Origin of the sequence: Acetobacterium carbinolicum, assembly GCF_047456275.1 — a bacterium.
In the GTDB taxonomy this organism is placed as follows: domain Bacteria; phylum Bacillota; class Clostridia; order Eubacteriales; family Eubacteriaceae; genus Acetobacterium; species Acetobacterium carbinolicum.
On record NZ_CP173357.1, the window covers coordinates 1,943,678 to 1,957,096 of the forward strand.

At 38.3% G+C, this 13,419-nt stretch carries 15 protein-coding genes; all 15 read left to right on the forward strand.

The features are described from left to right. Positions 1-231: 231 nt before the first annotated feature. Positions 232-1,833: a leucine-rich repeat protein gene (locus ACIZ62_RS08960; protein ID WP_414151788.1), complete on the forward strand. Its 1,602-nt coding sequence runs from the start codon at positions 232-234 to the stop codon at positions 1,831-1,833. Positions 1,834-2,043: 210 nt separating this feature from the next. Next, positions 2,044-3,036, forward strand: coding sequence for a diguanylate cyclase domain-containing protein (locus tag ACIZ62_RS08965; protein ID WP_414151789.1), 993 nt, complete (start codon positions 2,044-2,046; stop codon positions 3,034-3,036). Between the two features lie 315 nt (positions 3,037-3,351). After that, complete coding sequence (locus ACIZ62_RS08970; RefSeq protein ID WP_414151790.1) at positions 3,352-4,197, forward strand: helix-turn-helix domain-containing protein; 846 nt, start codon at positions 3,352-3,354, stop codon at positions 4,195-4,197. 12 nt (positions 4,198-4,209) lie between these two features. After that, positions 4,210-4,638 (forward strand): hypothetical protein, encoded by a 429-nt coding sequence (locus ACIZ62_RS08975; protein WP_414151791.1) that lies wholly within the window; start codon positions 4,210-4,212, stop codon positions 4,636-4,638. A gap of 75 nt (positions 4,639-4,713) precedes the next feature. Then, positions 4,714-5,253: a PadR family transcriptional regulator gene (locus ACIZ62_RS08980; RefSeq protein ID WP_371414203.1), complete on the forward strand. Its 540-nt coding sequence runs from the start codon at positions 4,714-4,716 to the stop codon at positions 5,251-5,253. Positions 5,254-5,334: 81 nt separating this feature from the next. Next, on the forward strand, positions 5,335-6,033 hold the full coding sequence (locus ACIZ62_RS08985; protein WP_111886998.1) for an ABC transporter ATP-binding protein: 699 nt from the start codon (positions 5,335-5,337) through the stop codon (positions 6,031-6,033). 10 nt (positions 6,034-6,043) lie between these two features. Then, positions 6,044-6,760 carry an ABC transporter permease gene (locus tag ACIZ62_RS08990; protein WP_414151792.1) on the forward strand — a complete coding sequence of 239 codons (717 nt, stop codon included), beginning with the start codon at positions 6,044-6,046 and terminating at the stop codon, positions 6,758-6,760. A 91-nt stretch (positions 6,761-6,851) separates the two neighbouring features. Next, positions 6,852-7,328: a glutathione peroxidase gene (locus tag ACIZ62_RS08995; protein WP_111886996.1), complete on the forward strand. Its 477-nt coding sequence runs from the start codon at positions 6,852-6,854 to the stop codon at positions 7,326-7,328. A gap of 77 nt (positions 7,329-7,405) precedes the next feature. Continuing rightward, entirely contained in the window at positions 7,406-7,831 is a 426-nt protein-coding gene (locus ACIZ62_RS09000) for a MarR family winged helix-turn-helix transcriptional regulator (RefSeq protein ID WP_111886995.1), read from the forward strand. Between the two features lie 195 nt (positions 7,832-8,026). Then, complete coding sequence (locus tag ACIZ62_RS09005) at positions 8,027-8,314, forward strand: ArsR/SmtB family transcription factor (protein ID WP_111886991.1); 288 nt, start codon at positions 8,027-8,029, stop codon at positions 8,312-8,314. Between the two features lie 220 nt (positions 8,315-8,534). Further along, entirely contained in the window at positions 8,535-8,948 is a 414-nt protein-coding gene (locus tag ACIZ62_RS09010) for a Fur family transcriptional regulator (protein ID WP_414151793.1), read from the forward strand. Positions 8,949-9,214: 266 nt separating this feature from the next. Beyond that, the gene (gene cooS / locus ACIZ62_RS09015) at positions 9,215-11,098 is read left to right on the forward strand and encodes an anaerobic carbon-monoxide dehydrogenase catalytic subunit (RefSeq protein ID WP_414151794.1); all 1,884 of its coding nucleotides are present in this window, start codon (positions 9,215-9,217) and stop codon (positions 11,096-11,098) included. 13 nt (positions 11,099-11,111) lie between these two features. Further along, complete coding sequence (locus tag ACIZ62_RS09020) at positions 11,112-11,561, forward strand: 4Fe-4S dicluster domain-containing protein (RefSeq protein ID WP_414151795.1); 450 nt, start codon at positions 11,112-11,114, stop codon at positions 11,559-11,561. Then, a complete protein-coding gene (locus ACIZ62_RS09025) occupies positions 11,558-12,790 on the forward strand; it encodes an NAD(P)/FAD-dependent oxidoreductase (protein WP_414151796.1) in 1,233 nt (410 codons plus the stop codon). Before ACIZ62_RS09020 ends, ACIZ62_RS09025 begins: the two co-directional genes overlap by 4 nt. 109 nt (positions 12,791-12,899) lie before the next feature. Further along, positions 12,900-13,394: a peptidylprolyl isomerase gene (locus ACIZ62_RS09030; RefSeq protein WP_414151797.1), complete on the forward strand. Its 495-nt coding sequence runs from the start codon at positions 12,900-12,902 to the stop codon at positions 13,392-13,394. The last annotated feature ends 25 nt before the right edge of the window (positions 13,395-13,419 follow it).

A 13,419-nucleotide genomic window follows, 5' to 3' on the forward strand; every position in this document is an offset into this window, starting at 1 on the left:
AAAACATGATAATTAACCAGAAGGAGAAATGGCTTAATGGAAGATCTAATAAAAACGGAAACTGGAAATCAGATAAAAAAAAGATATCGTTTAAAAAATCATCTTTTGCCTCAATCGGAAAGGATGGATTGGCCGTCTTATCTGGCGATTGACCGGAGTGTCAAGCCAAAAAAGAAAACGGTTTTGGAACTCACGCATGAAGCGCTGCTTAAAGTTTATGGTGCATCAGGAGTGTTGGTTGATAAGATCGGGAATATTCGCTATGTTTATGGACATACCGGGCTTTTTCTGGAACCTGCGCAAGGTTATTCCGGTGCAACCAATATTCTGAAAATGGCCCGGCAAAAATTGCGTCGTGATTTAAATAAAACCTTGCATCTGGCAATAACCCGGCAGACGACATCAAGTTCTGCTATTATCCAGATTAAACGAAATGGTGAAACCATGAGTGTCTTAATCCGAGTAATACCGCTTCTAAAAAAGGCGTTAAAGGGACAAGACGATGATTTTTATCTGGTTATTTTTGAAAAAAAAGCGGACCTGAAGGTGGAAACAGAACGGAGTGGTTTTATGCTAGAGAGTGCGAATTCGCAATCTGAACAGCGTCTCTTGACTTTGATCACCGACGAAATCGAAGTGACTAGAACAAAGTTGTCAGATCTAAAGTCAGAGTTTGAAAATACTCAGTTGGAACTGGAAGTTTCCAGAAATAAGTTACATTCAGTTAAGTTAAATATTGATATGGCTGAAACGGAATTACAAACACTACGAAATAAAATAAGTGGGTCTAAGGAGGAACGCCAACTTCTTAGTGATGGACAACAAAGTTCTATTACTGATAAAGAAGTAGTTGTGTCAGTGCAGCAAACCCAAATCGAGGAGCAACGCCCATTTGGTGAAGAACTGGCCACAATTAAAAATGAATTGTCAATGGCAACTGAGGCATTGGAACAGAAAAAAAACGCATTTGAAAAAATGAATCAAACATTTAAAGCAACGTCGGGTGAACTTTCTTTTATGGAGCGGCAAGAAAAGACTGAATCAGAGAATGGCCCGGATTTTGAGCCAACAACACAGGTCGCAAATATGGCAGAAAATGTCGTCGAACCCATTTTTCCAAAGACAACAGGTCTAAATTTTGGAAGTGAGTCCGAGCTACTTGATAATAATATTGAAAAAAGTGAATTGCGTTTTAAAGATGCAGCAGAATTTCAGGCGGCTGCAAACCACGGATACCGGCATGACAATGGGATAAAGTCTGTGTACATTCCTGAGGGGGTTGACACAATTAAGCGAAGTATGTTTTATAAATGCACTCAACTGGAGAAGGTCAGCTTTCCTAACTCCCTAAAATTCATTGAAGGATTTGCGTTTTACGGTTGCGAAAAACTTGAAAATATAAATCTCGATACGTGTAAGGTGTTGGAAGTGATTGGAACTTCCACGTTTGAAGGATGCGTATCAATGGTAGAGTTGAGGCTTCCAGACTCACTAATTGAAATTGAAGAAGCCGCGTTTCTTGGTTGCCGAACAATGGAAACGATCGCGTTTCAAGAAAATTGTCAGTTGGAAATATTAGGAAGTCATGTTTTTAAGGATTGTGAAAAATTAAAGCAAATCAGCCTTCCAGATCAAATCAAACACATTGGCATTAGCTGTTTTTATGGATGTCGAAGTCTAACAAAAGTTCGCCTGCCTAAAGAACTGGAGACGTTGGGAGAGTATGCTTTCTTTGGGTGCGAGGCACTAACTGAGATTGAACAAACAAACAAACAATTACTCAAGCAACCTGGTTTTTCAGTCGGATTGCCTGAAGGTATCAAGATCTTATAAACTGAGCGTCGCGAATTTTTGCATATTTCTAAGATCGAGATACCTCAAATCCGCCAGACAGAATTTTTACTGGTAAAAGATTAATAAAATATAACAGAAAAAAGTAGAATCTGATACATGGAAATGTTACAATTATAAAGTGTACCCTGCTTAGTCGGGATACAAATTGATTGAATCTAAGATTAAAATAATTTTGGAGGTTGAGGCTTAGTGAGTAAAAATATGAGCGTAGTTAATATTGATACAATGAATGAAGATAATCGAAAAAAGCTTGAAGAACAATCATTTGAAGAGGCTGTGCTAGCTTTGACTGAAAAGTTGGAGCTGGCAAATAGTCTGCTGAAGACCATTCTTGAAACCACTCATGATTTTCTGGTGTTTGGACTGGATCGGGAATACCGATACTTGAGTTTCAATAATCGACATAAAGCAATGGCGAAGGAACAATGGGGGGCTGACATCACCATTGGCACAAGAATTTTAGACATCATCGATAACTCTGAAGAACGTGAGAATTTAAAGGCTTTTTTTGATCGGGTTCTGGCAGGTGAACAATTTTCATCTATTGAAGAATACGTGGGTGAAAATGAAAGTGTAGTTGTGGGGAAAAATCATTGGGCTCCAATCAAAAAGAGCAATGGTGAGATTATCGGTATTGTTTGTTTTATTCAGGATGTGACAGAAAACAAGAATTTCATAAAAGATATGCTAAATGAAAAAAATAGTCTGGATCAGGATATGGAATCACTTTCTTTTTATGACCAACTAACTGGCGTATACAATCGTAGATTCTATGAAAAAGAACTTGAGCGAATGGATAATAATCAGTATTACCCATTATCAATCATTTTTATGAACATTAATGGGATGTCCAAAGTCAATAATGAGTATGGTCACGCAGTAGGCGATATTCTAATGAGAAAAGCGGTTCAGGTGCTTAAATACGGTGTTCGGGGAGATGATGTTGTTGCCCGTTACGAAGGTGATGAATTTGTTGTATTGATGCCACGAACTGAAGGTGCTAAGGTTGAACGAGCGTTAGAACGATTTAAAAAGAATATGGATGAGGTTAAAGTTCAATCCATAAAATTATCGGTTTCCTTTGGATTTTATACTAAGTATGATGAGATCGACAATATTGAAGATGTAATAAAAACCGCACAAAGACAACTGGAAAGACAAAAATCGATAGATTATATTTAACTAAGTTGATGTTCTGTCAAGATAAAATGAATAAAGCAATATGCTGTTAATAAGATTAAATCACAACTGCGCGCGCCGCCCCCTTGGCTGATGCGCGCTTTTTTTGCAAAAAAAAGATACAGTCATTGAAGTAATGAAATAAACATGATTATTGATTGCTGATATTGATTATTTTAAATCGCTAGGTTAAAATAGTAGCAACTCATTAAAAATGGTACAAGGACAAGATTTGCTATAAGAATAACAATAAATGATTTAGTCCTTTGATACTTTGATAGATCGCGAAAAAACTCTGAAATGTTAGAGAGGGATAATATGAGCCAGGAAATCGGTACTTTGTTACGAGATCTGATTAAAGAAAAGAATGTGACTAATTTTTCACTTGCTAAAGAGATTGGTGTAGATCGCTCAACATTTCAGCATTTTTTGTCCGGAAGGCGAAAACTAAATTTAGAAGACCTTCGAAAGATAATGATCGCTCTAAACTTAAACAAGGATAAAAAAAAGCAGTTATACGCACTCTATGAGAAAGAATATGATGATCATGAAAATATGATAAACAGTCATGATATTTTTTCTCTATACAGTGAAATCAATAATCATATTATTCAGGAAAAAAGCTGGATAGAATCGGAGGAGTTTCTGGTAAAGAACCAACTAACTTCTGAAAAAGCTCGGATTATCAAGGGACAGCTAAAAATTGAAGGAATCATCCGCAGCTGTTTTATGGAAGAAATGGAAAGACGAACAGATGGCAATGTGATTATGTCGATAAATTTTAAACATTATTTTCTCTATGAATTGATCATACGCGCAAGTAGGCAAAATAAAGGCGGACAAGTACAAAATATCATTCCTTTAGTTAATAAAAAGAATCTTGGTAATAATCTTGATATTTTAAAAAGGGTTCTTATATTAAAAAGCCTTGAAAACATTGATTATGAGCCTTATTATTTTTATTCCGGAACTAAAATTTATGATGATATCAGCATTATTGTTCCTAATTATTTTATCACGTCTAAACAGGTGATTACCATTGATCGGGATTTCGAAAGTGCCATCATTTATGAAGACCTGGAAATAATTGATTATTACCGAAGAAAAGCTCGATTCATTCTCAGTAAATGTACATCGTTTGCTAAAAAAGAATTGATGGAGTGAACAGATTGCCTGTTGCCTTCCTTTGAGAAAATTAAAAAAAATAATACTACAGAGAAATACATCGCTTTTGATCAGCTAGAACATCTCCTTGACAAAACGTTCAAGCAAGGTAATAAAGATGACAGCGTTAATCAATTCAAATTTCAGGAAAAAGGCGGTGCCAACTTTTCTGATTATTTTGTGATGAGAAATGGCCTGATTTCTGGTGCTGGAAATCTAAGCATCCGTTATCTGGTCAATGATGAACAGGTCGAATTTATCCTGTTTAATGAGAGGAACAAGAGTATTCTGAAACTCATCATCAATGAAATAGGAATAGTGACTATTTTTAGAGAGTTTTTTAATTACCTTCCACGCAGCGTCCATGTCTGTTCTAAAGCGGAAATTAAAAACAGTCTGCACAATATCCGTAGTGTTACTAATAATTTAGAGAATAATTAATCAGGACTTGACAAGATAATACAATCAATGTAAAATACTCAACATAGAGTATAGGAGGTGTACGAATTGACACGCGTGCTTGTTTTGGGACTACTTGATGTACAACCGATGTCTGGCTATGATATTCAGCAGATGCTGCGAATATCTGATGCAGAACGTTGGGGTGGTGTGCTTATTGGCTCCATTTATCACGCTTTAAAGAAAATGGAAAAGGAAGGGCTGGTCGCTGTTGAAAGCATTGAACAAACTGGACATCGGCAAAAGGCGATTTACAAAATAACCGTAACGGGAAGAGAACATTTAGCCCAATTGGTGGAAAACACTTTGGAGAACTCATCCGTTAGTTATCCATCAACCATCTACTCCGGTTTGTCGTTCATTGAAAAAATACCCCGCGAAAAAGCTTTGGCAGCACTTAATAATCAATTAGTCGCGTTGAAAAAAGAATATGATGCACTTGAGAGTGGGTACCGTCTCAAAAATATCGCCATGCATCAGAATATACCCCCAATGACGAAACTGATCTTTGACAATATGTATGCGATTGTCAACCAACAAAGATCTTTTGTTGAAAATGCCATAAAATTACTGGAAGCCCAGGAAATAAACAAGTAAAAATTTCTCCCTCATGTAGAGGGAGAAAAAAATAGCCGCATACTCAATAGAGAGTATACAAAGTTAAGTAAGGAGAGATTGATGAATTTGATTGAAGGAAAAAAATTGTTTAAAAGTTTTAAAAGCAAAAAGGTTATTCAGGGAATTGATTTCGAAATCAAGCAAGGTGAAATTTTAGCTCTGGTTGGCCCCAATGGGGTGGGGAAATCAACTACAATCGCCATGTTGCTGGGTATATTACCACCTGATGCAGGTTCAATATCTTATTGGCGAGATGATTATAAAGCGTATATTGGCACCCAACTTCAAAGCACCCCTTTTTTTGAGGGATACTCTGCAGAGGAAAACCTCAGACTATTCGGAGCTTTGTATCACACTAATCTGAGTGATGAGGAAATGAAAAATAAACTGGTTGACTGTCATTTAGAGGATACTGGAAAAACCCCGGCAGTTAAGCTCTCCATCGGTCAGCAGAAAAGGCTGGCCATCGGTGTTACTACAGTTCATCACCCTGAATTGATCGTTTTGGATGAACCGACTGCCGGGTTGGATCCCCGCTCACGGTACGAAATAAAGGAAATGATTCATGGCTTGGCAAAGAATAACCAATCTGTGCTTTTTTCTTCTCATGATATGGAGGAAGTAGAAAAATTAGCGGATCGTCTGATTTTTATGAACCATGGAAAAATAATGGATCAGGGAAAGCCAGAAGAGTTGATCAAAAAACACCAGGTTAATAATTTGGAAATGCTTTATTTAAAACTTACTGAAAAGAATTAAGGAGAAAAAAATGAATACAATCTTCAACCTTTCGCTCAAATCTGCAGCACGTGAACCGTTTTTACTGTTTTGGTCTATTCTTTTGCCAATTGGTGGAATGCTTATATTAGGTTCACTCGTCGGTAACATCGACTATTCTATTAGAATCACAACCGGTATGATGGCGATGGGTATTTTATTTTACTCTTTTACTACTACGGTGTTTTCACTGCTTAGCCAAAGAAGACGAGGTGTTTATCAATTATTGAAAGTAACACCTATGCCCTTATCTCGTTATGTCATCAGTGTTTCAGGAGCCTGGACGCTGGTTTCAATGATCTGCGCGATGCTGGTTTTGTTTGTTGGTACCGCCTTCTTTCATCTTGAGCTAAGCATTCTCAATGTGATAAAGATGGGGATAATCTGCATGTTAGGTGCAATTGGGTATATTTTTCTAAGTTTCTTCGTCTCCGGGCTATGTAAAACTGATGCGCAAACTAGTATTGTCTCTAATCTAATTACGATGCCCTTGTTGCTAGGTAGTGACGCTTTCTATTCGTTGGATGCTACGCCAGCTTGGGTCAAAATGATCATTTTAGTGAATCCCTATCAGTGGTTACTTAATGGACTTCGCAGTGGGCTTCTTGGAAACAATCGAGATTGGCTTATTAGTGTGATGGTATTAAGCGCTTTTCTTGGTATTTCCCTATTTTTGGCAGTGAAATCACTTAAAGTAGTAGAAAATTAATAATATTTAAGAAACTTCGAAAACTCTTGACGGTTTTAAATTGCGCGGTATAATAATAGTGTACAATTAAATAACGCAAAGGAGAAATGATATGATATATGATTTTACAGTAAAAGACACCACTGGTGTGGATGTATCAATGAAAGATTATAAAGGTAAAGTTTTGTTGATCGTGAATACAGCCACGGGATGCGGTCTTACTCCGCAATATGAGGGCCTCCAGGATCTTTATGATAAATATAAGGAACAAGGTTTTGAAATTCTTGATTTTCCTTGTAATCAATTTGCAAACCAGGCTCCAGGTACCGATGGTGAAATAAAAAGTTTTTGCGAAACACGTTTTGGTGTAACATTTAAAATTTTTCACAAAATAGACGTTAATGGAGAAAACGCTGATCCACTTTTTACCTACCTAAAGAAGGAAAAAGGTGGGATGCTGGGTTCAAATATTAAATGGAATTTCACTAAGTTTTTAATTAATAAAAAGGGAGATGTGGTTAAACGATTTGCCCCAACTGACACTCCTGAAAAAATTGAAAATGACATTAAGAAATTGCTAGGAGAATAGTCTTTCACTAGAAAAATTGCCTGCAATGAAATTGTGAGGTATAATGAACTAACTAACTTTTCAAAGGAGTGATTGACTTGGATAATGAACAACTTAAACTGGAAAACCAATTGTGCTTTCCACTATACGCCACCGCTAAAGAGGTGGTGAAACGCTATAAACCCTATTTAGAAGAAATAGGCTTGACCTATACCCAATACATTGCCATGATGGTCTTGTGGGAACACAAAACGATCAATGTTAAAACCTTGGGAGAATATTTATATCTTGATTCAGGGACATTAACACCGTTACTTAAACGATTGGAATCAGCTGGTTTGATTGAGCGAAATCGAGATTCGAATGATGAGCGCAATGTTATCATTAAGCTGACTCCGGAAGGAGCAAAACTAAAAGAGTCGGCCAGTGAGATTCCGGAGAAAATCAAGCAATGTCTGCCAATCACAGAAGAAGAAGCAATGACTTTGTATCGATTACTATACAAAATACTGAAAAATAAGTAATATTTATAATATGTATATAAAAATGTCCAGTTGTTAAGACTGGATATTTTTGTGCTTTTATTTTATGATTATCGAGATAATTAGAAAATAACTAAACTATTCTCTTGATTAAGGTATTAGAATGTGTTAATGTGTAACCAATTAGCAACTAAAAGCGGATAGTAGATATAAATATTAACACAAGGAGAAATTATCATGGAAATGGACTTAAAAGACCACGAGATAACAGCAGATATTCTTAAAGCACTAGGCCATCCAGTGCGGCTTTGCATTACAAAAGGACTGATTGCAAATGGACGATGTAATGTTTCTTATATGGAAGAATGTCTTGAAGTATCTCAGTCAGGTGTTTCTCAGCATTTGTCAAAATTGAAGAATGCGGGAATTGTTAAAGGCTTCCGAACGGGTAATGAAATTTATTATGAAGTCATCAGTAAACCGGCAAAAAATATTATTCAAGCATTGTATGGAGAAGATTTATAGTCTGCGGCAGGATCAGGGTAATTAAACAAATAAATTAAAAAACGAAGTGTTCAAGAACCACTTATCTTCTAACAGGATTGTCTAAAGACAATGGTGTGTAAGTTTAAGATAATGATTAAGCGAACACTTTTTTATTAAAAAAATCAAAAGAAGTTTGACAATTTGGAATAATCATACTATAATTAAAACACAAATTATTAGTTAGGAGTTATTCTTAATCATGAAAAGTAAAAAAATACAAATGTATACAGACATGATCCGTAACGTAGGTTTAAAAGCCACACCACAACGAATTAGTGTGTTAAAGGTGTTGTCAGAAATGACATCTCATCCCAGTGCAGATATGTTGATGGATGCCCTTGAAAACCAAGGATATGTAATGTCAGTAGGAACAATTTATAATATATTGGAAACATTCTCAGAAAAAGGCCTGATTCTAAAATTGAAGGATAATCAGGAAGTGATGCGTTTTGATGCAAACACACAGTTTCATGTACATATATACAACAAGGAAAACAATGGTATCTGCGATTACTATGACCCCGAACTAGAAATTCTGCTAGCAGATTATTTTAAGAATAAGTTGCCGGAAGATGTTTCTCTGAACCGCATGGAAGTATCGCTTTTTGCTTGAGATTATTTCAAGTTGCTTTTATATGCAATCAAAAAAGTATAAATTTTTACATCTAGAAAGCCTGATGCCAAAACATCAGGCTTTTGAATTTTTTGAGATTATTCAGAATGACAAATATTTATCATGAATGATTATTGACAAGTATTTATTCCAGTTCTATAATTTAGACATGATCTTAATAGGAGTGATTCTTTTAAAGATATTATTTAATTTAAGATCAGTTGCTTATACAAATATCTAAAGAATAAATTATTGGAGGGTTTCATATGAATTCAAATTTTAGCTGTAAAACCTGTGCAAGTGCTGATCAAAAGCTGGAGACGTTTATTTCCAATCTCAGCGTCGACACATCCCATCACCGGATGGAAGGACAAAGTGTCAAATGTGGCTTCGGTCTACAGGGAATCTGTTGCCGTCTCTGTTCTAATGGACCATGTCGAATCACACCCGACGGACCAAAAGGCGTTTGTGGTGCCACCGCCGATACCATAGTTGCCAGAAACTTTTTGAGAGCAGTTTCTGCTGGTTCCGGATGTTATATTCATATTGTCGAAAATACTGCGCTGATGCTCAAGAAGACTGCAGCCAGCAAAGGGGTATTAAAAGGCAAGTTGGCGTTAGCGAAGCTGGCAGATATATTTGAAGTGGATGAAGCTGATGAATATGCTCGTGCCGAAAAAATTGCCGATATGGTCTTAGCTGATTTATATAAACCCGACTACATAAAAATGGAACTGGTTGAAAAAATGGCCTATAAACCACGTTTCGATCGTTGGAAAGAACTGGGGATACTACCGGGGGGAGCGAAATCCGAAGTATTTGCCGGTGTTGTTAAAACATCCACCAATTTAAATTCGGACCCCGTCGATATGTATCTGAATTGTTTAAAATTAGGTATTTCTACTGGTCTTTATGGTTTAACGCTGACCAATCTGCTAAATGACGTGATGCTTGGGGAACCTTCCATCCGTCTGGCGCCAGTGGGTTTACGGGTTATTGATACCGATTATATTAATATCATGATCACTGGCCATCAGCATTCCTTATTTTCATACTTACAAGATCGATTGATTCAGGATGATGTCATAAAAAAAGCTAAAGCAGTGGGTGCCAAAGGGTTTAAATTGGTCGGATGTACCTGTGTTGGTCAGGACCTGCAGTTGCGTGGTGAGCATTATCAAGAAGTCTTTAACGGTCATGCCGGTAATAATTTTACCAGCGAAGCGATTCTAGCCACTGGCGCGATTGATGTGGTATTATCAGAGTTTAATTGTACCTTGCCGGGGATCGAACCGATCTGTGATGAATTAAAAATCAAGCAGATCTGTCTTGATGATGTTGCGAAAAAAGCTAATGCCGAAATGAAGCCTTTTATTTTTGAAGAAAAAGAAACCCAGAGCAATGAGATCATTGATTTAGTGATCGCTGCCTATCAGGCTAGACGAGGAGTTATTGCTCTGAACATGGCTGCTGACCACGGAAACGATGATACTTTAACTGGTGTCAGTGAGGGTTCCCTTAAATCATTCCTGGGAGGAACCTGGAAACCACTCATCGACCTAATTGTCAAAGGTGAAATAAAAGGGATTGCTGGTGTTGTAGGCTGTTCAAGTTTAACTGCTGGCGGCCATGATGTGCTGACAGTTAACCTGGTCAAAGAATTGATTGCTAAAGATATTCTGGTTTTATCAGCGGGCTGTTCATCTGGTGGGTTAGAAAATGTTGGCTTGATGTCACCTTCAGCGGCATCTCTGGCTGGACCAAAACTGCGAGCTGTCTGTGAAAGTTTAGGGATTCCGCCAGTCTTAAACTTCGGTCCATGTCTGGCAATTGGCCGTCTAGAACTTGTTGCCACTGAACTGGCTGAAGCCATCGGAGTTGATTTACCGCAATTACCACTGGTTTTATCAGCACCACAATGGTTAGAAGAACAAGCTCTGGCCGATGGTGCCTTTGGTTTAGCGCTGGGACTACCGCTTCATTTAGGATTGCCACCGTTTGTTACCGGAAGCCCAGTGGCGGTTCAGGTGTTCACCCAGGATATGCTGAATTTGACCGGCGGACAACTGATCATTGATGACAATGCTAAATCAGCAGCCGAAACGCTCGATGCGATCATTGAAAAGAAACGCAAGGAATTAAACATCTAAGGAGGTGTAATCTATGAAACGAATCATCATTGATCGCGAAAAATGCGATGGTTGTCTTAACTGCAACATCGCCTGTATCAGTGCCCATGAGGAAGGTAGTAATTTTTACACCGTAAACATGCAAAGTCCTGATGCTGAGACCCGTAATTTTATTAAGTTTGACACCCAAAAGGGATATCTGCCAATTTTCTGCCGACACTGTGATGAGCCGGAATGTGTGCTGTCCTGTATGAGCGGCGCCCTGGAAAAAGATCCCGTAACCGGACATGTACAGTATGATGAAAGCAAATGTGCGGCTTGCTATATGTGCGTGATGAACTGTCCCTATGGCGTTTTAAAACCAGATAGTAAAACCCGAACCAAGGTCATTAAATGTGATTTCTGTGACGATAAACCGGACGGACCCAGCTGTGTCAAAGCCTGTCCCAAGAAAGCCATCGAAGTGAAAGAGGTAAGCCTATGAAAATCGTTATTATCGGCGCCAGCGCAGCCGGAATCAGTGCAGCTAAAACAATCAAAGCCTCAGAACCAGTTACCGAAGTGGTGATTATTTCTAAAGAAGACAGCGTTCACTCACGTTGTATGCTTCATAAATTTTTGGGTCATGAAAGAGATGCCAAAGGGATCAGTTTTATTGTTGAAGACTTCTTTGAAAAAAATGGGATAACCTGGCTTAGTAACACCACCGTGATTGGGCTGGATGCTCAGAAAAAGACGGTAAAAACCCATGACAATCGGGATATCAACTATGACAAGCTGCTAATTGCCACCGGAGCTTCCTATTTCATCCCACCGATCCCGGGACTCCGGGAGTCAAAAAACGTCTATGGGTTTCGTGATTTAAAAGATGCCCAGTTGTTAGATAGCGAGTGTAATACAGCTCGAAATGCCGTCGTTATCGGTGCTGGTCTGGTTGGTATGGACGCCGCAGTAGCGTTGCTCGCGCGGGGTTTAAAGGTAACCGTTATCGAAATGACGCAGTCTGTGATGAGTTTACAGCTTGATCAAAAATCGGCCGAGGCGTACCAACAGCTGTTTGAAAAAAACGGGACTGAGTTTGTTTTAGCGGATAAGGTGGTTTTAGTCGATGTTGACGAGGTTGGTCGGGGAAAAACCATCCATCTTGCCAGCGGAAAAGCGATTCCTGCTGATGTCATTGTTATTGCGGCCGGAGTACGACCTGCTTTTAACTTTACCGAGGGATCTGGTATTACAACTGACCATGCCATTTTAGTAGGGGATGATCTTAAGACGAATATCGACGATATTTATGCCGCCGGAGATGTCACAGGAATTGCCGGGATCTGGCCTAATGCCATGAAACAGGGACGGATTGCCGCAATCAACATGCTGGGTGAAAAACTCTTGTATGAAGATCGCTATGCCCTTAAAAATACAGTTAATTTCTTTGGGCTCACGACCCTATCCTTGGGGAACATCAACCCGGAGGTCGAAGAAAATTGCGATATCTTCATACGGGAAGACCGCAATAATTACCAGAAAATTGTCATGAAAAAGGGCGTCGTTCAGGGGGTCATAATCCAGGGAAATATCGGAGGAACAGGATTCTGGCAATACCTGATTAAGAATAAAATTGATGTTTCCAGTAAAAACAAAGATGTCTTTGATTTGAGCTATGCCGATTTTTATGGTCTAGACCAGAGTACTGGGGAATATAACTACGCTGTTTAAAGACACAGTTCTCAAATATCTTAAGATATTTGAGAACTGCTTTTCATTTTATTTCTTTTGGTGTATACTACATTGAAGTAAAAATTATAAGAAATATTTGGAGGAAATAATGTCAGAAACAGCAAATCCGATTGTAAAAATTGAAATGGAAAATGGCCAGACTATGGAAGTGGAACTCTATCCCGAAGTTGCTCCAATAACTGTTGAAAACTTTTTAACCTTAGTCAATGATGGCTTCTATAATGGATTGATCTTTCATCGGGTCATTCCTGGCTTTATGATTCAAGGCGGATGCCCTCAGGGCAGTGGTATGGGTGGTCCGGGACACACGATTAAAGGTGAATTTTCTGGCAATGGTGTCGTGAATGATCTGAAGCATGTGAAAGGTATAATATCAATGGCTCGTTCCGGGATGCCAGATTCTGCCGGCTCCCAGTTTTTTATCATGGTCGATGATGCACCATTTTTAGATGGTCAATATGCGGCTTTCGGTAGGGTGATTTCGGGAATAGAAACAGCGGACGCGATCGTTGTGGTTGATCGGGATCGATCAGATAAACCGCGTGAAGATCAGGTAATTAAGAAAATTGAAGTTGTATCCTAAATTATATTTTGAAATCATTCTGTTT